21 protein-coding genes and 1 tRNA gene are annotated in these 22,477 nt (G+C 70.6%); 16 read left to right on the top strand and 6 right to left on the bottom strand.

Annotated elements, in window-relative coordinates; genetic code table 11:
* Window positions 1-76: 76 nt before the first annotated feature.
* The 9 genes from OHT01_RS20600 (at window position 77) to OHT01_RS20560 (ending at window position 10,422) form a co-directional block, all read left to right on the top strand.
* Window positions 77-916 carry a hypothetical protein gene (locus OHT01_RS20600; RefSeq protein ID WP_328554608.1) on the top strand — a complete coding sequence of 280 codons (840 nt, stop codon included), beginning with the start codon at window positions 77-79 and terminating at the stop codon, window positions 914-916.
* 210 nt (window positions 917-1,126) lie between these two features.
* Window positions 1,127-1,861: a YcnI family copper-binding membrane protein gene (locus OHT01_RS20595; protein ID WP_328554607.1), complete on the top strand. Its 735-nt coding sequence runs from the start codon at window positions 1,127-1,129 to the stop codon at window positions 1,859-1,861.
* A gap of 250 nt (window positions 1,862-2,111) precedes the next feature.
* Entirely contained in the window at window positions 2,112-2,765 is a 654-nt protein-coding gene (locus OHT01_RS20590; protein ID WP_328554606.1) for an SCO family protein, read from the top strand.
* A complete protein-coding gene (locus OHT01_RS20585; RefSeq protein WP_328554605.1) occupies window positions 2,762-3,250 on the top strand; it encodes a copper chaperone PCu(A)C in 489 nt (162 codons plus the stop codon). Before OHT01_RS20590 ends, OHT01_RS20585 begins: the two co-directional genes overlap by 4 nt.
* A gap of 13 nt (window positions 3,251-3,263) precedes the next feature.
* Window positions 3,264-5,270, top strand: coding sequence for a copper resistance CopC/CopD family protein (locus OHT01_RS20580; RefSeq protein ID WP_328554604.1), 2,007 nt, complete (start codon window positions 3,264-3,266; stop codon window positions 5,268-5,270).
* 8 nt (window positions 5,271-5,278) lie between these two features.
* Window positions 5,279-6,598: an iron uptake transporter deferrochelatase/peroxidase subunit gene (efeB, locus tag OHT01_RS20575; RefSeq protein ID WP_405916640.1), complete on the top strand. Its 1,320-nt coding sequence runs from the start codon at window positions 5,279-5,281 to the stop codon at window positions 6,596-6,598.
* 187 nt (window positions 6,599-6,785) lie between these two features.
* Window positions 6,786-7,721, top strand: a complete 936-nt coding sequence (gene pheA, locus OHT01_RS20570; protein ID WP_328554603.1) for a prephenate dehydratase — start codon at window positions 6,786-6,788, stop codon at window positions 7,719-7,721.
* A gap of 572 nt (window positions 7,722-8,293) precedes the next feature.
* Window positions 8,294-9,571, top strand: a complete 1,278-nt coding sequence (gene serS / locus OHT01_RS20565) for a serine--tRNA ligase (protein WP_328554602.1) — start codon at window positions 8,294-8,296, stop codon at window positions 9,569-9,571.
* Window positions 9,568-10,422, top strand: coding sequence for an HAD family hydrolase (locus tag OHT01_RS20560; RefSeq protein WP_328554601.1), 855 nt, complete (start codon window positions 9,568-9,570; stop codon window positions 10,420-10,422). The genes serS and OHT01_RS20560 overlap by 4 nt, the downstream gene beginning before the upstream one ends.
* 84 nt (window positions 10,423-10,506) lie before the next feature.
* Here OHT01_RS20560 and OHT01_RS20555 read toward each other — a convergent pair.
* The 6 genes from OHT01_RS20555 to OHT01_RS20530 all read right to left on the bottom strand — a co-directional run bounded on the left by OHT01_RS20555 (window position 10,507) and on the right by OHT01_RS20530 (window position 14,822).
* Window positions 10,507-10,593 (bottom strand) — tRNA-Ser (locus OHT01_RS20555).
* A gap of 260 nt (window positions 10,594-10,853) precedes the next feature.
* Window positions 10,854-11,141 carry an SGM_3592 family protein gene (locus tag OHT01_RS20550; RefSeq protein ID WP_328554600.1) on the bottom strand — a complete coding sequence of 96 codons (288 nt, stop codon included), beginning with the start codon at window positions 11,139-11,141 and terminating at the stop codon, window positions 10,854-10,856.
* A gap of 131 nt (window positions 11,142-11,272) precedes the next feature.
* Window positions 11,273-11,992, bottom strand: a complete 720-nt coding sequence (locus OHT01_RS20545) for an ABC transporter permease (protein ID WP_328554599.1) — start codon at window positions 11,990-11,992, stop codon at window positions 11,273-11,275.
* Window positions 11,993-12,002: 10 nt separating this feature from the next.
* Window positions 12,003-12,914, bottom strand: coding sequence for an ABC transporter ATP-binding protein (locus OHT01_RS20540; protein ID WP_328554598.1), 912 nt, complete (start codon window positions 12,912-12,914; stop codon window positions 12,003-12,005).
* Complete coding sequence (locus tag OHT01_RS20535; RefSeq protein ID WP_328554597.1) at window positions 12,911-13,816, bottom strand: ABC transporter permease subunit; 906 nt, start codon at window positions 13,814-13,816, stop codon at window positions 12,911-12,913. The genes OHT01_RS20540 and OHT01_RS20535 overlap by 4 nt, the downstream gene beginning before the upstream one ends.
* Window positions 13,806-14,822 carry an ABC transporter ATP-binding protein gene (locus OHT01_RS20530; RefSeq protein WP_328558187.1) on the bottom strand — a complete coding sequence of 339 codons (1,017 nt, stop codon included), beginning with the start codon at window positions 14,820-14,822 and terminating at the stop codon, window positions 13,806-13,808. Before OHT01_RS20530 ends, OHT01_RS20535 begins: the two co-directional genes overlap by 11 nt.
* A 257-nt stretch (window positions 14,823-15,079) precedes the next feature.
* Here OHT01_RS20530 and OHT01_RS20525 point away from each other — a divergent pair, with 257 nt between their 5' ends.
* The 7 genes from OHT01_RS20525 (at window position 15,080) to OHT01_RS20495 (ending at window position 22,458) form a co-directional block, all read left to right on the top strand.
* The gene (locus tag OHT01_RS20525; protein ID WP_328554596.1) at window positions 15,080-15,922 is read left to right on the top strand and encodes a M24 family metallopeptidase; all 843 of its coding nucleotides are present in this window, start codon (window positions 15,080-15,082) and stop codon (window positions 15,920-15,922) included.
* Window positions 15,919-17,688 (top strand): SDR family oxidoreductase, encoded by a 1,770-nt coding sequence (locus OHT01_RS20520; RefSeq protein WP_328554595.1) that lies wholly within the window; start codon window positions 15,919-15,921, stop codon window positions 17,686-17,688. The genes OHT01_RS20525 and OHT01_RS20520 overlap by 4 nt, the downstream gene beginning before the upstream one ends.
* 92 nt (window positions 17,689-17,780) lie before the next feature.
* Window positions 17,781-18,698, top strand: coding sequence for a metal-dependent hydrolase (locus OHT01_RS20515; RefSeq protein ID WP_328558186.1), 918 nt, complete (start codon window positions 17,781-17,783; stop codon window positions 18,696-18,698).
* 47 nt (window positions 18,699-18,745) lie between these two features.
* Window positions 18,746-19,690, top strand: a complete 945-nt coding sequence (locus tag OHT01_RS20510) for a MerR family transcriptional regulator (protein ID WP_328554594.1) — start codon at window positions 18,746-18,748, stop codon at window positions 19,688-19,690.
* A gap of 230 nt (window positions 19,691-19,920) precedes the next feature.
* Window positions 19,921-20,469 (top strand): RNA 2'-phosphotransferase, encoded by a 549-nt coding sequence (locus OHT01_RS20505; protein ID WP_328554593.1) that lies wholly within the window; start codon window positions 19,921-19,923, stop codon window positions 20,467-20,469.
* 80 nt (window positions 20,470-20,549) lie between these two features.
* The gene (locus OHT01_RS20500) at window positions 20,550-21,452 is read left to right on the top strand and encodes an LLM class flavin-dependent oxidoreductase (RefSeq protein WP_328554592.1); all 903 of its coding nucleotides are present in this window, start codon (window positions 20,550-20,552) and stop codon (window positions 21,450-21,452) included.
* A 118-nt stretch (window positions 21,453-21,570) separates the two neighbouring features.
* A complete protein-coding gene (locus tag OHT01_RS20495) occupies window positions 21,571-22,458 on the top strand; it encodes a Cof-type HAD-IIB family hydrolase (RefSeq protein WP_328554591.1) in 888 nt (295 codons plus the stop codon).
* The last annotated feature ends 19 nt before the right edge of the window (window positions 22,459-22,477 follow it).

Below are 22,477 nucleotides of genomic sequence, written 5' to 3'. Positions count from 1 at the left end.
CGGACGGACCGGTCGCATGCCGTCGACCGGACCTGCCGCCAGGACCGGCCGCGCCCAGTGCGATGATGAGCCCGCCATGACTGCCCCCCACCAGCTTTCGGCGCGCTCCGGAGCCGGCCTCCGGACCCTGAGGGCCGCGGTGTTCGCCGCGGTCTGCGTCGTGCTGGCCGCGGCCGGTCACGGGATCGCCTCCTGCGCCGTCGTCCCCCTGTGGACGCTGGGCGCCGGTTTCCTCGCGGTCTTCACCGTCGCCGCCGCACTGGCGGGCCGGGAACGGGCGCTGCCGGGCATCGTGGCACTCCTCGCCCTCAGCCAGACCGTGCTGCACACCCTCTTCGGACTCGGCCTGCAGGCCGCTACGACGGCCACCGGGTCCATGGGCTCGATGGCCTCGGGGATGTCGATGTCCGACGCCACGCTCGTGGCACGGGCCGCCCGCCTGGTGTGCGGAACGACCGCGGCGGCGATCAGCCCCGCACAGGCCCAGAGAATCCTCGCCGACGCGCGGATCGACACGGGCATGGCGGACATGACGTCGTCCATGCACCACGCGGCGGACGTCATGCCGACCGCCGCGGGCGCCCCCATGTCCGTACTGCCCTCCCTGCCGATGCTGCTCGGCCACGTCCTCGCGGCCCTCGCCGCCGGCTGGGTACTGCGCAGCGGTGACCTGGCGCTGCTGCGTCTCATGCGGCTGTCGGCGCAGGGAGTCACCGAAGCGGCGCTCGTACGGTCCCTGCGCGCCGCCCTGACCCTCGTACGCGCCCTGCGTACGGGACTTCCCGGGGCCCCCGAGATCGCGCGCACGCCTCGTACCGCGCTGCTCGCGCCCCTCGCTCCACGGACGACCGCCCTGCAGTACGCCGTCGTCCGGCGCGGGCCGCCCCACTCCACCGCACTCGTCCTCGTCGCCTGACACGACGCGCCGCCTCACGGAATCCACGGAATCCCGGAGTCCTCGACCTCCCGGACCCCACGGGCTCCACGGACCTCCTCGAAGGGGACGCGGTCGTGCCGCACGCGCGCGTGCCCGCCGGGTCCGCCCGGACACCGTCCCAGCCCTTTCCCCGGACCGAGGCGCGCGCGTCCCCTTCGTCACCGGACTGAAAGTGGAGTGTTCCTTTCCATGAAGGCTTCTCGTCTCGCCGCCGCCGGCACCGTCGCCGCCACGGCCGTTCTCGCCCTGTCCGCCCCCGCGTTCGCGCATGTCAGCGTGCAGCCCGAGGGCGCGGCCGCCAAGGGCGGCTACGCCGTCGTGAACTTCAAGGTGCCCAACGAGCGCGACAACGCCTCGACCACCCAGGTCGAGGTGAACCTCCCGGCGGACCACCCGCTGGCCTCCGTCATGGCGCAGCCGCTCGACGGCTGGACCGTGAAGATCACCAAGTCCAAGCTGGACAAGCCGGTCACCGCGCACGGCGAGAAGATCGGCGAGGCCGTCACCAAGGTCACCTGGACCGCGGACGGCAAGGGCATCGAGCCGGGCTTCTTCCAGAAGTTCCCGCTCTCCCTCGGCGCGCTGCCCGAGGACACCGACGAACTCGTCTTCAAGGCCGTCCAGACGTACTCCGACAAGGAGGTCGTGCGCTGGATCGAGCCGCAGAAGGAGGGCGCAGCGGAACCCGAGAACCCGGCCCCCGTGCTCGCCCTCTCGGCCGCGACCGAGGCGGGCCACCACGGGTCCACCGGCGCGGAGGACGCCTCCGACACCGAGAAGACCGCCAAGCAGTCCACCGAGGCCGCCTCCTCCACGGACGGCGCCGACACCACCGCGCGCGTGCTCGGCGTCGTGGGCATCGCCCTCGGCCTGGCGGGCGTGGCGTACGGCGTTCTGGCCGGCCGACGGCGTACGAACGCCTGAGGTGCCGGTCAACACCTGAGGTACTGAGACCCACCCGCTCCCGGTGCGCACCGGAGGGTCGCGACGCGGCTCTCCGGTCCGGTCCGGTCCGAACCGAACAGGCTCGGACCGGCTCGGACCGGCTCGGACCGGCTCGGACCGGCGTGGCCCGAGGCCGGACCGGACCGGCCCCGGCCACGTCCGACCTGGCCCTACGGCCCGGCACGACCCCCGGTGCACACCGGAGCACTCACATCTGGGACATTTCTCTATGCGCAAGAAGACGTACGCGATGGCCGCCCTGTTCGCCGCCGCCGCTCTGACCCTCTCCGCCTGCGGCAGTGGCGACGACGGCAACAAGCCGGTCGCCGAAGTGTCCGCCGAGGCCGGCTCCACCAAGGCCGCGACGGTCCTCGACAATCCCTTCGAGAAGCCGGACCTCGTGCTCACCGACACGACCGGCAAGAAGTACGACCTGCGCGCGCGGACCAAGGGCCGGCCGACGCTCGTCTACTTCGGCTACACCCACTGCCCCGACGCCTGCCCGCTGACGATGAACAACCTCGCGGTCGCCAAGAAGCAGCTGCCCAAGGCCGAACAGGACAAGCTGCGCGTCGTGTTCGTCACCACCGACCCGGCCCGTGACACCCCGGCAGCGCTCGGCACCTGGCTCAAGGGCATCGACCCCGACTTCATCGGCCTGACCGGCGACTTCGCCACGATCCAGGCGGGCGCGCGCACCATGGGCATCACCATCGAGCCGACCACCAAGGACAAGAACGGCAAGGTCGTCTCCGTACACGGCACGCAGGTCATCGCCTTCTCACCGAAGACCGACGCGGGCTATGTGCTCTACGGCGAGAGCGCCACCGTCGACGACTACACCAAGGACCTGCCCAAGATCGTCGAAGGGGCGAACCCGTGAGGCGCCGTCCGCACCGTTCCGCCGGGCTCCTCGCCACCGGCACCCTGGTCATAGCCGCCGCGGGGACGCTGACGGGCTGTGCCTCGGGCTCCTCCTCACCGTCGTCCTCGGCCGGACCCGAACTCAAGATCACCGGTGCCTACATGCCCGCCCCCAGCACGGACACCATGGCGGCGGGTTTCTTCACCGTCACCGACTCGGGCGGCGCCGACACGCTCACCTCGGTCACCAGCGACCTCTCGGACGAGGTGACGATGCACGCGACCGAGGACGGCGCGATGCGCGAGAAGAACTCGTTCGCGGTGCCCGCCGAGGGAACCCTCGACTTCGCGAGCGGCGGCAACCACCTCATGTTCGCAAAGCTCTCCCACAAGCCCCAGCAGGGCGAGAAGGTGTCCGTGGAACTGCACTTCGCCAAGTCCGGCACGGTAAGGATCTCCATGCCGGTGAAGTCCGCGACCTACAACCCCAAGACCGGGCACTGAGGGAGGCATCACCGTGACACTGACCATCGCCCCCCGCTTCCGGACCCTCCTGCTGCTGTTCCTCGCCGTCTCCGGCGCGCTCCTGGCGGGCGCCGCGCCCGCCTCCGCGCACGCCGCGCTGACCGGGAGCAACCCGACGCAGGGATCGGTGGTCGACCAGGCACCCACCCAGGTCTCGCTCACCTTCTCCGAACAGGTCTCGCTCAACAACGACTCGCTCCAGGTGCTCGACCCCAAGGGCCAGCGCGTCGACACCGGCGGCGCGAGCGACCTGGGCGGCGACACATACGGCCTGAAGCTGCGCCCGGGACTGCCCGACGGCACGTTCACCGTCACCTACCAAGTGGTCTCGGCGGACAGCCACCCCGTCTCGGGCGCCTTCACCTTCTCCGTCGGCGCCCCCTCGCAGACCACCGTCGCCCTGTCCGACCGAGGGGTGGGCGGCGGCGTGGTGGGCTTCCTCTACGGAGCCGCGCGCTACTTCTCGTACGCGGGGTTCATCCTGCTCGTCGGCGGTGCCGCCTTCGTACTGGGCTGCTGGCAGCGCGGTTCGGGCATCCGGCCCGTGCAACGGCTCGTGGTCTCCGGATGGCTCACGCTGACCGCCTCCACGCTCGCTCTGCTGCTGCTGCGCGGTTCGTACGTGGGGTCCGGCAAGATCGGCGACATCTTCGACCTGACCCTCCTCGGTCAGGTGCTGCAGACGAAGTCGGGCGCGGCGCTGGTGTCGCGGCTGCTGCTGCTCGCCGCGGCGGCGCTGTTCATCGCGGTCCTCTTCGGCGCGTACGCCAAGCGGGACGAGGACGAGCGGGCGGCATCCGGCGAAACCGCCGAAGGGGCGGACGGCGGCTCCGACGGCACCACGGACGCCGACGAGCCGGCCACGGACGACCGGACCGCGCAGGACCCGGCCCCGGACGCCGACGATCCGGCCGCGGAGAAGAGCGACCTCACCTTCGGACTCGCCGTCGGCGGCGCCGTCGTCGCGGCCGGTCTCGCCGCGACCTGGGCCATGGCCGAGCACGCCTCGACCGGCATCCAGGCCGGAATCGCGATGCCGGTCGACGTCCTGCACCTGCTGGCCGTCGCCACCTGGCTCGGCGGTCTGTCGACACTCCTGGTGGCTCTGTTCCGCGCTCCCGCCGAAGCACAGATCGAGGCGACGGCCGTGCGCCGCTTCTCCCGCCTCGCGTTCGGCGCCGTCCTCGTCCTCGTCTCGACCGGGATCTACCAGTCGTGGCGGCAGCTCGGCTCCTGGTCCGCGCTCACCGACACGACGTACGGACAGCTACTGCTCGTCAAGGTCGGCCTGGTGGCCCTCCTGGTCGGCATCGCATGGATCTCCCGGCGCTGGACGGCCCAACTGGCCGAGGCGACGGCCCCCGAGACCCTCGCCCCCGTCGTGGAACAGCGATCCGCGCTGAGGACACCCGCCACCGTTCCCGCCGACTCCCGGCGCGCTACCCAACTCGCCCGGCAGCAGGCCGCCGTGGCCTCCACCCGCGAGAAGCGCGTCCGCGACGCCGACCCGCAGCGCTCAGGTCTGCGCCGCTCGGTGCTCGCCGAAGCCGGGGTCGCGGTCGTCCTGCTCGCGGTCACGACCGCACTGACGACCACCGAACCGGGACGCACGGAGGAAGCGGCCCGGCAGGCCACCGCCTCCGCCTCGCAGCGCTCAGGCCCGCTGTCCCTGAAGATCCCGTTCGACACGGGCGGCGAGGACGGCAAGGGCACGGTGGAGATCACCCTCGACCCCGCCCGCGTCGGCGGCAACGAGATGCACGTCTTCGTCGTCCGGCCGAACGGCAAGGCCTTCGACGTCCCCGAGGTGAAGGTCGCGTTCACCCTCACGGCCAAGGACATCGGCCCGCTGCCCGTGACCCCCGACCGGGTCGCCACCGGCCACTGGGCGGCGAACGGAGTGCAGATTCCCCTGGCGGGAGACTGGAAGATCGCGGTGACCGTGCGCACCTCCGACATCGACCAGGCCACCGTGAACAAGAACGCGCAGATCGGCTGAACCTGACCATGGCTGACCAGTCCACCTCCGGGGCCGCCTCCCGCTCCACCCGGAAGGCACCCTCCCCCGGAACGCCCCCCGGCAGCGCGTCCTCCAGTGCCTCCCCGCAGGGAGTCATGTCGCGGCGCCGACTGCTCGGCACCGCGGGCGCCACCGGCCTCGCCCTCGGAGCGGCGGGAGCGGCCGTGGGATACGCGGCGGCCCCCACCCCCGCGAAGACCGTCCCACTCACCTCGGTCGGCGCGGACATGGCAATGTTTCACGGGAAACATCAGCCCGGCATCACCACCGCCCTCCAGGCACGCGGCCACCTCATCGCCTTCGACCTGGCAGCGGGCGCCGGCCGCAGGGAGGCCGCCGCGCTGCTGCGCCGCTGGTCGGCAACGGCCCAGCGGCTGATGGCGGGCGAGGCCGCCGCCCACGAGGACACGGATGTCGCGCGTGACGCCGGCCCGTCGTCCCTCACCGTCACCTTCGGCTTCGGACACAGCTTCTTCGGGCGTACGGGCCTGGAGAAGCAGCGCCCCCTCGCCCTGGACCCGTTGCCCGACTTCTCCTCCGACCAGCTCGACAAGGCACGCAGCGACGGCGACCTGTGGGTGCAGATCGGCGCGAACGACGCCCTCGTCGCCTTCCACGCCCTGCGCGCGATCCAGAAGGACGCGGGCGACGCGGCACGGGTGCGCTGGCAGATGAACGGTTTCAACCGCTCGCCGGGCGCCACCGCCGAGCCGATGACCGCCCGCAACCTGATGGGCCAGATCGACGGCACCCGCAACCCGAAGCCGTCCGAGCCCGACTTCGACGGGCGCATCTTCGTCCCCGCCTCCGGCGACCCGGAATGGATGGCGAACGGCTCCTACGCCGTCGTACGCCGTATCCGCATGCTCCTGGACGACTGGGAGAAGCTCTCGGGCAAAGCCCAGGAAGACGTCATCGGACGGAAGAAATCCACCGGGGCGCCCCTCAGCGGCGGCACCGAGACCACCGCCATGGACCTGGACAAGACCGACGCCGACGGCAACCCGGTCGTGCCCGTCAACGCACACGCCCGCATCACCCGGCCCGACCAGAACGGCGGCGCCGCGATGCTGCGCCGCCCGTTCTCCTTCCACGACGGCATCGGCGTCGACGGGGCACCCGACGCCGGTCTGCTCTTCGTGTGCTGGCAGGCCGATCCGGTGCGCGGCTTCGTCCCTGTACAGCGCAAACTCGACCGCGGCGACGCGCTCTCGACGTTCATCCGCCACGAGTCGAGCGGACTCTTCGCGGTACCGGGCGGCGCGGCGGAGGGGGAGTACGTGGGCCAGCGGCTGCTGGAGGGCTGATCAGCCCTCCAGCAGCCGGGCTCGGCACGGGGGCTCCCTGGGTGGCTCGGCACCGGGCTGGGTACGGGGCTCCGCAGGCCCCGTCGCGGGCTCCACACCCGACTCGGTGGCGGGTCCCGCGGCCGACCCGGTGACGGGGGTTCCGGAGGCGGGAGCCGCTTCGGGCGAGGCCCATTAGGGTGACGGTATGTCGGCTACGCGCTACACCTATCTCGGCCCCGAGGGTACGTTCACCGAGGCCGCCCTCCGCACGCTTCCCGAGGCCGCGACACGGGAGCTGGTGCCCATGGTGTCCGTGCCGGCCGCGCTCGACGCCGTGCGCGGCGGCAAGGCCGCGGGCGCGCTCGTCCCGATCGAGAACTCCGTCGAGGGCGGTGTCACCGCCACCCTCGACGAACTCGCCAAGGGCGACCAGCTCATGATCTACCGCGAGGTCGTGCTGCCGATCGCCTTCGCCCTGCTGGTCAGGCCCGGCACGGCGCTGAAGGACGTCAAGACGGTCACCGGACACCCGGTCGCCCAGCCCCAGGTGCGCAACTGGCTGGCCGCACATCTGCCGGACGCCCTGTGGGAGTCGGCCGCGTCGAACGCGGACGGCGCCCGGCTGGTCCAGGAGGGCCGGTACGACGCGGCCTTCGCGGGCGAGTTCGCGGCGGCGACGTACGGCCTCGAACCGCTGGTGACCGAGATCCACGACGCGGCCAACGCCGAGACCCGCTTCGTGCTGGTCGGCCGCCCGGCCCGGCCCGCCGCACCGACCGGCGCCGACAAGACGTCCGTCGTCATCTGGCTCGGCGACGACCACCCCGGCGCACTGCTGGAACTGCTTCAGGAGTTCGCCGTGCGCGGCGTCAACCTGATGCGGATCGAGTCCCGCCCGACCGGCCAGGGCATCGGGAATTACTGCTTCTCGGTGGACGCCGAGGGCCACATCACCGACCGCCGGGTGGGCGAGGCGCTGATGGGCCTCAAGCGGATCTGTCCCCAGGTGCGTTTCCTCGGTTCGTATCCGCGGGCCGGTGTACCTCTGGAGGACGTGGCACCGCTGCGGCCCGGGACGTCGGACAGCGAGTTCTCCGCGGCTTCGGACTGGCTGGCGCGCTGCGAGGACGGCCGGTTCTGAACGGGCGATCCACACCCGTCCGAGCGCTTCCCAACGGTCCTACCTGCTGATTTTCGTCATCCACAGATGTTATCCACAGGTGCGCTTCTCGACCTGGGGACAAGTCGACAACGAAGCACTACATCATCGACAAATCGGCTACTGGACCCAAGTCCCTCCACAAGCCCGTACGACACCCTTCGTCTACCCATTTCCATTGATCAACCCTATAGAGGGAATCATTTACACCCGAAAGTGGGCGTACGGAGGGTTTGAACCGGGAATTCGTCAGCCGACGAAGACTACTCGGAATGATCAATTCCGACATCCACAGATCTTCCACACAGCCTGTGGATAACTCTCGGCAGGGGTCGAGCCCTGTGGACAACTTGGCTCGCAAGTCCCGTCCCCCGCAAGGAAATCCGGTCAACCGATGAAGGACCGTCTGCCCCGTTTCGGGGAGTAGGACCCTTTTCCTTGACGCCGTTCGGTGATCAAGGGATTCGGTCCGGCATTTCACTCATACCGTGACAGCGGTCACGCTCTGGAATATCGGGTCGTTGGGCGGAAGCCCGCACCGGTAGCCTTGAGGGGTGATTGACCTTCGCCTGCTCCGTGAGGACCCCGACCGTGTTCGCGCCTCCCAGCGCGCCCGTGGAGAGGATGTCGCGCTCGTCGACTCCCTTCTCTCCGCCGACGAGCGGCGCAGGTCGTCCGGCGTCCGCTTCGACGAGCTGCGTTCCGAGCAGAAGTCGCTCGGCAAGCTGATCCCCAAAGCCTCCCCGGACGAGCGCGCCGAGCTGTTGAAGAAGGCCGAGCAGCTCAAGGCCGACGTCAAGGCCGCCGAGGCCGAACAGAACGAGGCGGACGAGGAGACCAAGCGGCTCCTCCTCCGGCTCGGCAACCTGGTGCACCCCGACGTCCCGGTCGGCGGCGAGGAGGACTTCGTCGTCCTGGAGACGCACGGCACCATCCGTGACTTCGCCGCCGAGGGCTTCGAGCCCAAGGACCACCTGGAACTGGGTGAGGCGCTGGGCGCCATCGACGTCGAGCGCGGCGCCAAGGTGTCGGGCTCGCGCTTCTACTACCTGACCGGTGTCGGCGCGCTCCTGGAGCTCGCCCTGGTCAACGCGGCGATCGCGCAGGCCACCGAGGCCGGCTTCATTCCGATGCTGACCCCGGCGCTGGTCCGCCCGCGCGCCATGGAGGGCACCGGCTTCCTCGGCCAGGCCGCGGAGAACGTGTACCACCTGGAGAAGGACGACTACTACCTGGTCGGCACCTCCGAGGTCCCCCTCGCGGCGTACCACATGGACGAGATCCTCGACGCCGACAAGCTGCCGATGCGCTACGCCGGCTTCTCGCCGTGCTTCCGCCGCGAGGCGGGCACCTACGGCAAGGACACCCGCGGCATCTTCCGCGTGCACCAGTTCGACAAGGTCGAGATGTTCTCGTACGTCGACCCCGCGGACGCCGAGAGCGAGCACCAGCGGCTCCTCGACTGGGAGAAGCAGTGGCTGACCGGCCTCGAACTGCCCTTCCAGGTGATCGACGTGGCGAGCGGCGACCTCGGCGCCTCGGCCTCCCGCAAGTTCGACTGCGAGGCGTGGATCCCGACCCAGGGCAAGTACCGCGAGCTGACCTCGGCGTCGAACTGCAACAGCTTCCAGGCCCGCCGGCTGTCCGTCCGTATGCGCGACGGCAAGAAGGTCCAGCCGCTCGCGACCCTGAACGGCACGCTGTGCGCCGTCCCGCGCACCATCGTCGCGATCCTGGAGAACCACCAGCTCGCCGACGGTTCGGTACGGGTTCCGGAGATGCTGCGGCCCTACCTCGGCGGCCGTGAGGTTCTGGAGCCGATCTCCAAGTGACGAGCACCACCGGGTCGACGGGATCGTCCGGGGCCACGGGGCCGGGGGCGTTCCCGTACAAGCTCGTCGCGACCGATCTCGACGGGACGCTGCTGCGTTCCGACGAGACGGTCTCGGCGCGTACACGGGACGCACTCGCCGCGGTGACCGCGGCGGGCGCGGCCCACATCGTCGTCACGGGGCGCGCGGTGCCCTGGACGCGGCACATCCTCGACGACCTCGGCTATCGGGGCCTGGCGGTCTGCGGTCAGGGCGCGCAGGTCTACGACGCGGGGGAGCACCGGCTGCTGACCTCGGTGACGCTGGACCGCCAGCTGGCCGGTCTCGCGCTCGCCAAGATCGAGGCTGAGGTCGGGCCGCTTCTGTTGGCCGCGAGCCGCGACGGGCTCGACGGCGAGGTGCTCGTCGGCCCCGGTTACCGGAGACGGGACGGCGCGCTCCCGGTCGTCCCGCTCAAGGACGCCGCCGACCTGTGGTCGGCTCCTCTGAACAAGGTGTACGTCCAGCATCCGACGCTCTCCGACGACGAGCTCGCGGCGGTGGCGATGGAGGTCGCGGGCGGGCTCGTCGGTGTCACGATGGCGGGCGCGGGGATCGTGGAGCTGCTCCCCCTCGGCCTCTCCAAGGCGACGGGGCTGTCCTTGGCGGCCCGGCGCCTGGGCGTCAAGGCGGCGGACACCATCGCCTTCGGTGACATGCCGAACGATCTGCCGATGTTCGTGTGGGCGGCGCGCGGGGTGGCCATGGCCAACGCCCATGACGATCTCAAGACGATCGCTGACGAGGTGACGTCCTCGAACGATGAGGACGGCATCGCGGTGGTGCTGGAGCGGTTGCTGGCGCGGTCGTAGCCGTTACCGGGTCGCCGGTCACGTCTGCCGGGGCGGTTGCGCCTCTTGCGGCGGTGCCAGGTCCTACGACGGTTCCACGTCTTGCGGAGGATGCGCGGGTCGAACGCGCGCGGGGTTTCACCCCCGACCACGGCTTAGCAAGCCGGTGCCTTTCCACTCGGCCAATCCTCCGGGTGGGCGGCCCGCGCGGTGACGCGCGCTCGAAGCGGCCGCCCCGGGCAACTCCCCCTGCGAGCGGGTTCGGCGGAGGGGTAACTACTCCGGAACCTGCCGCGGGCTGCCCTGTCGGGAGCTCGACGTACTGCTCCTGATGAACATCGTCGCGCTCCTCTCCCAGAATGTGGCGCCGGCTTTGTGCGCGGCGTGGACACAACCACTGTGCCCGTGGGCCGACTTGGGCGCCACTGATTAAAGGCGGTCTCCGCGGGGCGTCACTTGCGGCGCCATCTGCGCCGGCGCCCCTTGCTGAAGAACCATCCCGCCGGCGGCTCGTCCGAGCGCCAGGGCTGTGGATCGGGTCCGCCTTCGCGCCACCGGGCGGCGAGCATGCGCGCGCGGGCCGACGGTTCGGTCGTCTCGGCGGACCGTACGAAGTTCTCGTCGAGCACGAGGTCGTCCCACGGTTCCCGGGCCGTGTCCCCGTGTTCGTCCCCCGGTCCGCCCCCGGATCCGTTTCCGGCCTGTTCGCGGCCGTCACCCCGTGGTTCCTCGGTTGCCATCCCCGTTCCTCCTGGCCGCGCGTCCCCGTTCGGTCAGTGTGCCCGGACGGGGATGAAGCCGATGTCAAGAAAAAAGGGGGCTCCCCGGGCGCGTGCCGCCCACCAGCCGGCACGCGCGCGGGGAGCCCTGCTCACTCCTCGCCGGCCAGCGTCAGCGACCGCAGCCGCTGTCCCGCGTACCAGGTGGCGAGGACGGTGACCACGACCAGCAGGACCGTCGCGGTCGGCAGGCTCACGTCCGAGGTGACCAGTTCGCCGCCGGTCACCTTGTGGGCCACGGCGAGCGCCCACTGCTGGACGCTGAGCGTGCGCGCGCCGGACACCAGGGACCCGAACAGGGCTTCCCAGACGAGCGCGTAGACGAGTCCGAAGACCACGGCGTGCCGGGTCACGGTCCCGAGGAGCAGGAACATCGCGGCGTAGGCGATCGAGGCGACCAGGGCGGCCACGGTGTAGGCGACGGCGATCTGCTGGCCGTTGCCGTTGAGGATCATGCCCGCGATGAAGGTCGGCACCGCCGAGAAGGCCATGGTGACGGCGATCGCGACGATCAGCTTGGTGAAGATGATCGTGGGCCGCTTCAGTGGCTTGGCCAGCAGATACACCACCGAGCCGTCGTCGATCTCGGGCCCGATGGCTCCGGTGCCGGCGATGACACCGATGATCGGGACCATGGTGGCGAGCGCGAACCCGCCGAGCAGGTCCGAGGCCACCTGGTCGTCGGCTCCGGAGAAGCTCCGGACGGCCAGCGAGATCACGATGAGCAGGACGGGCAGGATGCCGAGGATGAGGGCCCGTCGGCGGCCGAGGAGGCCCCGATAGGTGAGCCGGGCGACTGTGGGGTCGTACATCTTCGGCCTCCTACGCCGCGACAAGATACGAGAAGACGGATTCCAGGGACTCGTCGGACGGTGAGACCGTCAGCAGCCGGATGCCGTGCTCGCGCGCGACCTTCGGGAGCAGGGCGGTGAACCGGCCGAAGTCGACGGCCTGGATGCGCAGCGCGCCTTCGGCGAGGTCGACCTCGATGCCGGAGGTCGACGGGTCGGCGATCAGCGCGGCGGCCAGTGCCCGGTCGTCGCTGGAGCGGACCAGGTAGCGGTGCGGGCGGTCGGTCATCAGTCGGCGGATGCGTCGGAAGTCACCGCTCGCCGCGTGCCGTCCGGCGACGATCACCTCGATGTGGGCGGCGAGTTGCTCCACCTCTTCGAGGATGTGGGACGAGAACAGCACGGTGCGGCCTTCGTCGCCCATGCGGCGCAGCAGATCCATGAGCTGCATGCGCTGGCGCGGGTCCATGCCGTTGAAGGGCTCGTCGAGCAGGAGCAGCGACGGGTCGTGGACGAGTGCGGACGCCATCTTCACGCGTTGTCGCATGCCTTTGGAGTACGTGGAGATCTTGCGGTCCTGCGCGTACTCCATCTCGACCGTGGCGAGGGCCCGGTGGGCGGCCTTGGCTCCGAGGCCGTGCAACTCGGCGTTGGCGACGACGAATTCGCGCCCGGTGAGGAAGTCGTACATCGCCTCGCGCTCGGGGACGATGCCGATGTGGCGGTAGATGTCCTCGTTGCGCCAGGTCGGTTTTCCGTCGAGGGTGACGGTGCCTGTCGAGGGGGCGAGGAAGCCGCCCATCATGTTGATGAGGGTGGATTTCCCGGCGCCGTTCGGGCCGAGCAGGCCGGTGACGCCGGGGCCGATCGTCATCGTGATGTCGTTGACCGCCACCACGTTGCCGAACCAGCGCGAGACATGGTCGATGTTGAGCGTGGTCACAGCCCGACCTTTCGGTAGCGGCGCATCAGCAGGCCGTAGCAGCCGGCGATGAGGCCCAGGACGACGGCGAGGTAGACGACGCCCTGGCCGGACGAGGGACCCACCTCGCCGGGGAACGCGGAGGAGGCGCCCAGGAAGGCCGTCTGTACTCCGTCGATGAGGGTGATGGGCGAGAAGAGCCCGAGCCAGGGGACGGCTCCGCTGCTGGAGCGTTCGAAGGCGATGGCCTGGACGGTGGAGACGGCTCCGTAGGAGATGGTCAGGGCGGCGATGACGGCCGCGATGCCGAAGCCGCGGCGCGGGGTGATCGCCGAGATGACCAGGCCGATGCCGGCGAAGAGCAGGGACAGCAGTGCCACGGAGAGCAGTCCCTGTCCGAAGCCCTTGGTCTGGTCGGAGAAGTCGAGTTTGGCCAGCAGCGCGCCTACGTAGAGCACGATCAGCGGGGCGGCCGTGAGGATGAACAGTGCCGAGGTCAGCGCCGCGTACTTGGCACGTACGTAGTCGCTGGTCTCGATGGGGCGTGAGAAGTACAGCGGCACGGTCTTGAAGCGCAGGTCGCGGGAGACCGCCTGGGGGCCCTGGGAGGCGACGTACAGGCCGATGACCGCCTGCATGATCACCGCGTAGCGCGTGTAGTCGACGGGCAGGTCCTTGGCCTTCGTGGCGACGGCGACGGCGACCATGATCAGCGCGGGGACGCACATGACCACGAAGAGCAGCATCGGCAGGACCTTGGACTTGACCGAGCGGCCGAGTCCGTAGGCGCCGCGCAGGGACTGCGAGTAGAGGGAGCGGCGGGCGTAGGCGCGGCCGAGGCGTGCGCCGTCGTAGTTGCGGTAGCCGATGTTGTGGATACGGGTCTGCTCACCCGGCTGGGTGAGGGGGTGCTCAACTGCCATGGCCGACCGCCTCCTTCCGCTGGTCGTCGCCGGTCCGCGGGTCGGCGCTCGCCGCTCGCTCGTCCCGTGCCCGTTGTTCGTCGCTGTCCTTGAAGACCTCGGCGATGTGGTGCCTGCGCTGCTCCATGCGGACCAGGCCCAGACCGAGGTCGGCGACCACGTCGCGGACGAGGTCGTAGGTGTCCTCGCTCTCGGTGGTCAGCAGCAGGATGTGCCCGGCGCCCGGCAGTCCGCTGCCGTCGTGGGTCTCGATCCCGCGTGCGTGGAGCACCTCGCGCACGGCGGCCGTGCCGTCCGGGTGTTCGTCGGTGTCGGTGACCTCGATGGCGAGGGTCGTGGTGGTCTGGGTGAAGTCCGTGGTGGAGCTGGAGCGCAGCAGCTTGCCGCCGTCGACGACCACGACGTGGTCGCAGGTGCGTTCCAGTTCGCCCAGGAGGTGCGAGGTGACCAGGACCGAGATGCCGAAGTCCGTGTGGATGCGGCGGATCAGTCCGAGCATGTCGTCGCGGCCGACCGGGTCCAGGCCGTTGGTCGGTTCGTCCAGGAAGACGAGCTGGGGGTCGTGGACGAGGGCCTGGGCGAGCTTGACGCGCTGCTTCATGCCCGTCGAGTAGCCGCCGATGGGGCGGTAGCGCTCCTCGTACAGTCCGACGTGGCGCAGGGTGTCCGCGGTGCGCTCGCGGGCGGCGGCCGGCGGCAGCCCGGACATCCGCGCCATGTGGACGACGAACTCGGTGGCCGAGACGTCGGGCGGCAGGCAGTCGTGTTCGGGCATGTACCCGACGCGTTCGCGGATGGCGCCGCCTTCGGTGGCGACGTCGAGGCCGAGCACGCGTGCGCTCCCCTCGGTGGCGGGGGACAGACCCAGCAGGATCTTGATCAGTGTGGACTTGCCGGCTCCGTTGGCTCCGACGAGTCCCGTCACACCGGGCCCGACGTCCACGGAGAGCCGGTCAAGCGCGGTCACCCGGGGGTACCGCTTGCTCAGGCTTTCGGTCGCGATCACAGTCACGATTCGAAGGTAGTGGCGCGCGCCACAACGGTCGTCAGCCCGTGGAGGTGGATCCGCGTCACCCTCCAGTCGTACGGGCCCGTAGGGGTCACCCTCAAGTACGGGCCGGCGGGAGGTGGCTGTCCACGGCCGGCCGGTTGTCCACAGGCTGTCCGAGAGCCTATTGACGCAGACTCTAACAACTGTCACATTCGCCAGTGTCACGTTACGGGCACGTACCGCAGTCGGTGCGGACAGGGTGGGACGGTGGCATGGCGACGGCAGTGGCGGGTGAACTCTCGGCGGAGTTGCGGGGGTTCAAGGAGGTGCAGCGCCTCGCGTACGAGTGTGCGGAGGCGGTCGCGGCACAGCTGAAGCCCGGTGTCACCGAGCGTGAGGCGGCGCGCATGCAGCGGGTGTGGCTGCGTGAGCGGGGGGTGCGGGACTGGTTCCATCTGCCGTTCGCCTGGTTCGGCGACCGGACGGCCTTCGCCGGCTTCCGGATCCCGCTGCAGTTCTTCCCCACCGACCGGCGGCTGGAGCCGGGGATGGCCTTCATCCTCGACATGGCCCCGGTGCACCAGGGCTTCACGGCGGACATCGGCTACTCGGGCTCGCTCGGGCCGAACCCCGTGCAGGACAGGCTGCTCGCCGATCTGGAGGCGCACCGCGAGCTCATCCTGCGCGAGGTGCGCGAGCGGCGGCCGTTGCGGGAGATCTACGAGGACGTCGACCGGCTCATGACCCGCCAGGGCTGCGCCAACCGGCATCGCGCGTATCCGTTCGGTGTGATCGCGCACAAGGTGGACCGGGTGAAGGAGCGGTCCTGGTCGCCGCGGCTGTTCGGGTTCGGAACCCAGTCGCTGAAGGGGCTGGCGAGCGACGCGCTGCACGGGCACCGCGAGGGCTGGTCCCCGCTGTGGTCTCCGTACACCTTCTCCGACCACCCGCCCCGGCCGGGGCTGTGGGCGGTCGAACCGCACCTCGGATTCCGGGGTACGGGCGCGAAGTTCGAGGAGATCCTGGTCGTCACGGACTCCAGGGACCCCGAACAGAGCGCGTTCTGGCTCGACGACGATCTGCCGCACGTGCGGCGCTGGGCGGAGGACAAGTGAGTCTCGTGGGCGCGCGCGAGCGCTGGGTACGGACGGGCGGAATCGAGCTGTGCGTCGCCGAGCTGGGCGACGACAGGCAGCCGACCGTGGTGCTCGTACACGGCTATCCGGACTCCAAGGAGGTGTGGTCCGAGGTCGCCGTACGGCTCGCCGACCGCTTCCATGTCGTGTTGTACGACGTGCGGGGACACGGCCGTTCGACGGCTCCGCGGCCCCTGCGCGGCGGGTTCACGCTGGAGAAGCTGACCGACGACTTCCTGGCGGTCGCCGACGCGGTCAGTCCCGACGAGCCGGTGCACCTGGTGGGCCACGACTGGGGTTCGGTGCAGTCGTGGGAGTTCGTCACGGTCGGGCGCACCGAGGGCCGGATCGCGTCCTTCACGTCGATGTCCGGTCCCTCTCTCGACCACTTCGGCCACTGGATCAAGCGGCGGTTGACGCGGCCCACCCCGCGCCGGATCGGTCAGCTCCTCGGCCAGGGCGCCAAGTCCTGGTACGTGTACATGCTGCACACTCCGGTGCTGCCCGAACTGGCCTGGCGGGGCCCCCTGGGCAAGCGGTGGCCGAAGATCCTCCAGCGGGTCGAGAAGGTGCCCGCGGACGGCTACCCGACCCCGTCGCTGCCTTCGGACGCGGCGCACGGAGCGTGGCTGTACCGCGACAACGTACGGCCCCGGCTCGGCCGTCCCCGCGAGGACGCGTACGCGCACGCGCCGGTGCAGCTCATCACGCCCCTGGGGGACGCCTTTCTCTCCGAGCGGCTCTACGACGACGTGGAGACGTGGGCTCCGCGGCTGGTGCGCCGCACGCTCCCGGCCAAGCACTGGGTCCCGCGGACCCGCCCCGACCAACTGGCCGCCTGGATATCCGAGTTCGTGACGGCCAACGAGGGCCGCGAGGCCGGGGTGCCCGCGCCCGAGCCGGCGGCCACCGGGAAGTACGCCGACCGGTTCGGCGGGCAGCTGGTGCTGGTGACCGGTGCCGGCAGCGGTATCGGGCGGGCCACCGCGTTCGCGTTCGCCGAGGCAGGTGCGCGCGTGGTGGCCGTCGACCGGGACGCCGAAGGGGCGGCCCGCACGGCGGAGATGTCCCGGCTGATCGGCTCCCCCGCGGCCTGGGCCGAGACGGTCGACGTCTCCGACGAGCAGGCCATGGAGAAGCTCGCCGAGAAGGTCGCCGCCGAGTACGGCGTGGTGGACGTGCTGGTGAACAACGCCGGGATCGGACTCTCCGGATCCTTCTTCGACACCACCCCGGAGGACTGGAGGAAGGTCCTCGACGTCAATCTGTGGGGTGTGATCCACGGCTGCCGGCTCTTCGGGAAGCAGATGGCCGAGCGCGGTCAGGGCGGCCACATCGTCAACACCGCGTCGGCGGCGGCGTACCAGCCTTCGAAGGCGCTGCCCGCCTACAGCACCTCCAAGGCGGCCGTCCTGATGCTCAGCGAGTGCCTGCGGGCGGAACTGGCCGGGCAGGACATCGGGGTCTCGGCGATCTGTCCCGGCTTCGTGAACACCAACATCACCTCGACCACACGCTTCGCCGGGGTGGACGCGGCCGAGGAGAGGCGTCGCCGGAAGAAGTCGGCGCGGCTGTACGGGCTGCGCAACTACCCGCCGGAGAAGGTCGCCGACGCGGTCCTGCGCGCGGTGGTACGCAACGAGGCGGTCGTGCCGGTCACCCCGGAGGCGCGCGGCGCCCGCCTCCTGCAGCGCTTCGCGCCGAGGACGCTGCGCGCGATCGCACGAATGGAGCCACGGCTGTGAGCGAACGACCGGACGACGCGACGGACGTCCCTGCCGGGGCGCCGGAAGACGGCCCGGCAGGACCGTCGGAGGACGGCCGGGCCGAGGGTTCCGTGAGCGGTGACCGCCACGCGATCGTCCCGAGACGGGTGTCCTTCGACTGGCGGGACACCCCGCTGCACTGGATTCCGGACGAGCCCACCGCCACGCACGTGATCAATGTGCTGCATCTGCTGCTCCCGGCCGGGGAGCGGTGGTTCGTGCGGGTCCTCAAGGAGGCCCTGCCGCTGGTCCGCGATCCCGGGCTCCGCAAGGACGTCAAGGGGTTCATGGGCCAGGAGGCCACGCACAGCGTCCAGCACGCGTACGTCCTCGACCACCTCGCCGCCCAGCGACTCGACACCTCCGGCTTCACCCGGCATGTCGACTTCCTCTTCGAGAAGCTGCTCGGCGAGGAACCGCCTCTGGGTGTTCCCGTACCGGCCCGGGAATGGCTGCGCTTTCGGCTGTCGATGGTCGCGGCGATCGAGCAGTTCACGGCGGTGCTGGGCGACTGGGTCCTGACGGCCGAGGGTCTGGACCTCGCCGACGCCGACGAGGTCATGCTCGACCTGCTGCGCTGGCACGGCGCAGAGGAGGTCGAGCACCGGGCGGTGGCTTTCGACCTGTACCAGCACTGCGGCGGGACGGGTGTGCCGCGGTACGCCCGGCGGATCGCGGGCATGGCCGTCACCGCGCCGATGATGCTCTACCTGTGGGTGTGGGGCGCCGCCCACCTGATCCGCCGCGACCCGCTGCTCGCCGGTCGACTGCGCTACTCGCTGTCCGCCCACAACACGGCGGTCCGCAAAGGGCTGTTGCCCAGCTGGAAGGAGCTCGGCGCGGCCATACCGCGCTATCTGCGGCGGTCGTACCATCCGTCGAAGGAGGGCTCGCTGCTCAGGGCCGTCGAGTATCTGGCGCAGTCGCCCGCGGCGCGGTCGGCGGCGCGGGCCGCCGTGGGGGCGATCGGGCGGGCGGCCGCCTCCTAGCAACCCGGGGGCGGAGAGCTGGAGATGGCGGGAGGGGGCGGGGAGAGATGGGTGACGAGCCGGGTGGTGTCGCGTACCGCATCGAGGATCTGGCGCACCGCAGCGGCGCCACGGTTCGGACGATCCGCGCCTATCAGGACCGCGGGCTGCTGCCCCGCCCCGAGCGGCGCGGCCGCGCCAATGTGTACGCGGACGCCCATCTGGCACGGCTGCGGCAGATCGCCGACCTCCTGGACCGCGGCTACACGCTGGCCTCGATCAAGGAGCTCCTGGAGGCCTGGGACGCGGGGCGGGGCCTCGGCGGGATACTCGGCCTGGTCGCGGAGGTGGGCGGCCCGTGGACCGACGAGGAGGCCGCCCGGGTCTCCCGGGCCGAGCTGGACGAGAGATTCGGCGGCAGTCCCGACGACGCGGCGGTGGCGGACGCCGTGGAGCTCGGCGTGCTGGAGCCCGTTCCGGGCGAGGAGGACGTCTTCCTCGTTCCGAGCCCTCAAGAGCTCTCCGCGGCTGTCGAGTTGTACACGGCGGGTGTTCCGCTGTCCGCGATCTCCTGTCATCTGCGGGAGTTGAGGGGCCAGGTCGAGCACATCGCCTCCCGTTTCCTGGAGTTCACGGCGGAGCATGTCTTCGCGCGCTATCTGGGGGAGCATCCGCCGAGCGACGCGGAAGCGGCCGAGGCGGCCTCGCTCGTCCGGCGGCTCCGGCCGCTCGCACAGCAGACGGTGGATGCCGAACTGGCCCGCGCCATGCGGCTCTTCGCCACCCGGCACCTGAGCCGGCACCTCTCCGCGGGATCACCTCCGGAGCAGCTGGAGGACGGCCGCACGGTGGAGGTGGCCGCCGGGACAATGCGGGCCGTGGAGCGGCTGGTTGGCACGGAGCATGTCTCGGCGTTCATCACGGCTGCCGCCGAACGGGAGCTGCAGGCACGCACGTTGGACCGGCTGGCAGCAAATGGCCTCCACCATGACATTATTGACGAAATACCTTAAAGCGCGCGCGTGTTGTCCACAGATTCGTCAATTGGCCTGTGGATAAACAGACTTGGCTGTGGATCAAACCTCCGAGCCAAAATCAAATGCGTGATCCGTCTCTCGCCAGGCACGCTGGGGTGGTGAAAGAGGAGACGGATGGACGGACGTGTGGACGAACGCGTGAGCATACGCATGAGCAGACGGACGATCGGACGGAAGGACAGGCGGATGAACGGATTGACGGACGGATGGATGAACGACGCACCGTGAAGGTGTCGAAGTACCTCTCGAAGCACCTGCGGCATCAGCCGGAGCGGATCGGGCTCACGCTCGGCGAGGGCGGCTGGGTCGAGATCGACGCACTGATCTCCGCGGCGGCCGCGCACGGCTTCCCGTTCACCCGCGCCGAGCTCGATCACGTGGTGGCCGAGAACGACAAGCGCCGCTTCGCCGTCGAGGGCACCAGGATCCGGGCCAGCCAGGGCCACTCCGTCGAGGTCGACCTCGGACTGCCCCCGGCGACCCCGCCGGCGTATCTCTACCACGGCACCGTGGCCCGTGCCCTGGACGCGATCCGTGCCGAGGGCCTGAAGCCCATGAGCCGGCACGACGTGCACCTCTCCGCGGACCGGGAGACCGCCACCCGCGTCGGCGCCCGCCGCGGCCGCCCGGTCGTGCTCAGCGTGGACGCCGCGGCCATGCACCGTGACGGCAATGTCTTCCGGGTCAGCGCCAACGGCGTCTGGCTGACGGCGGCCGTACCCCCGCGGTACCTGCGGTTTCCCGGCCCGCACTGATCCCGGGCGCCAGGCCCGCCGGTCCGGGGACCGGGCCGAGGCGGCCACCACCACGCCCCGGCTCGGCTTACGCTCGATGTATGAGTCTGCGTCTGAGCACCGTGATCCTGCCGTACGTCCGCTGGCACGAGGGCGGGCGTTCCGCGTGGCAGCGTGCGGAGCAACTCGGCTTCCACACCGCGTTCACCTACGACCATCTCTCCTGGCGGACCTTCCGCGACGGACCGTGGTTCGGGGCCGTCCCGACGCTGACCGCGGCCGCCGCCGTCACCGACCGGCTGCGCCTGGGCACCCTCGTGACCTCGCCGAACTTCCGGCACCCGGTGACCCTCGCCAAGGACCTGATCTCCCTCGACGACATCTCGAACGGCCGGGTCACGCTGGGCATCGGCGCCGGAGGCACCGGTTTCGACGCCACGGCGCTCGGCCAGGACCCGTGGACCCCTCGTGAGCGAGCCGACCGCTTCGGTGAGTTCGTCCCGCTGCTCGACCGCCTCCTCACCGAGGATTCCGTCTCGTACGGCGGCAATTTCTACTCGGCGCACGAGGCACGCAACATCCCCGGCTGCGTCCAGCGCCCCCGGCTGCCGTTCGCGGTGGCCGCCACCGGCCCGCGCGGGCTGCGGCTCGCCGCCCGTCACGGGCAGGCCTGGGTGACCACCGGCGACCCGAAGCTGTTCGAGACGGGCACCCCCGAGCAGTCGGTTCAAGCCATTCGCGGGCAGGTCTCCAGGCTGGCGGACGCGTGCGCCGAGATCGGCAGGGACGCGTCGGAGCTCGACAAGATCCTGCTGACCGGGTTCACCCCCGACCGCGGGCAGCCCCTGGAGTCCCTCGACGCGTTCGTCGACTTCGCGGGCCGGCACGCGGAGCTGGGCATCACCGACCTCGTGATCCACTGGCCGATCCCCGACTCGGACTTCGTGGCCGACGAGAAGGTCTTCGAGCGGATCGCCCTGGAAGCGGTCGCCCAGCTTTCCTGAGACCCGACGCCCGTCCCCGGACCCGGCGCCGTGGGCACCGGGTCCGACAGCGTGTGGCGGAGCCGGTGAGAACGGTAACCACTCAAGTGTGCGGACCGCCGCACGGCCGTGCGCGCATATGCGGGAGAATGACCACGTGACCTCAGCGACTCGCCGGCCCGAGACTCCGGCCTCCACCGTCCCGCCCCGGCTGATCGCCACGGACCTCGACGGCACTTTGTTGCGCGACGACAAATCGGTGTCCGACCGCACGATCGCCGCCCTCGCCGCCGCCGAACAGGCCGGTATCGAGGTCTTCTTCGTCACCGGCCGCCCGGCCCGCTGGATGGACGTCGTCAGCGACCACGTCCACGGGCACGGCCTGGCGATCTGCGGCAACGGCGCCGCCGTCGTCGACCTGCACGGCGGCCCCGGCGCCCACCGCTTCGTCAAGATCCGCGAACTGACGCCCGCCATCGCCCTCGACGTCGTCCAGGTACTGCGGTCCGCCGCGCCCGGCACGGTGTGCGCCGTCGAGCGGACGTTCGGCCTCCATCTCGAACCGGGGTACCCCCTCATGCACATGGAGGCCCCGGAGATCGTCCTGCCCGCCGAGAAACTCCTCGCCGAGGACGCTCTGGACGCCGACCAGCCGGTGCTGAAGGTGCTCGCGTTCCACCCGGAGATGGACCCGGACGAGTTCCTCGCCGTGGCCCGCCCGGCCATCGGCGACCGGGCCAACGTGACCCGGTCGAGCCCCAGCGCCCTGCTGGAGATCAGCGGCCCCGGCATCTCCAAGGCCAGCACGCTCGCGCTGTGCTGTGCGGAGCGCGGTATCTCCCCCGAGGAGGTCGTCGCCTTCGGTGACATGCCCAACGACGTCGAGATGCTCACCTGGGCCGGCAGGTCGTACGCGATGGGCAACGCCCACCCCGCCGTGATCGCCGCCGCCTCCGGGCGCACGGTCGCCAACAACGAGGACGGGGTGGCCGTCGTGATCGAGCGGATCCTGGCAGACCGCCCGTAACCGCCCCGCGGCACGATTC

Origin of the sequence: Streptomyces sp. NBC_00358 (assembly GCF_036099295.1) — a bacterium.
Classification (GTDB): domain Bacteria; phylum Actinomycetota; class Actinomycetes; order Streptomycetales; family Streptomycetaceae; genus Streptomyces.
This window is presented reverse-complemented; position numbering and strand designations above follow the sequence as displayed.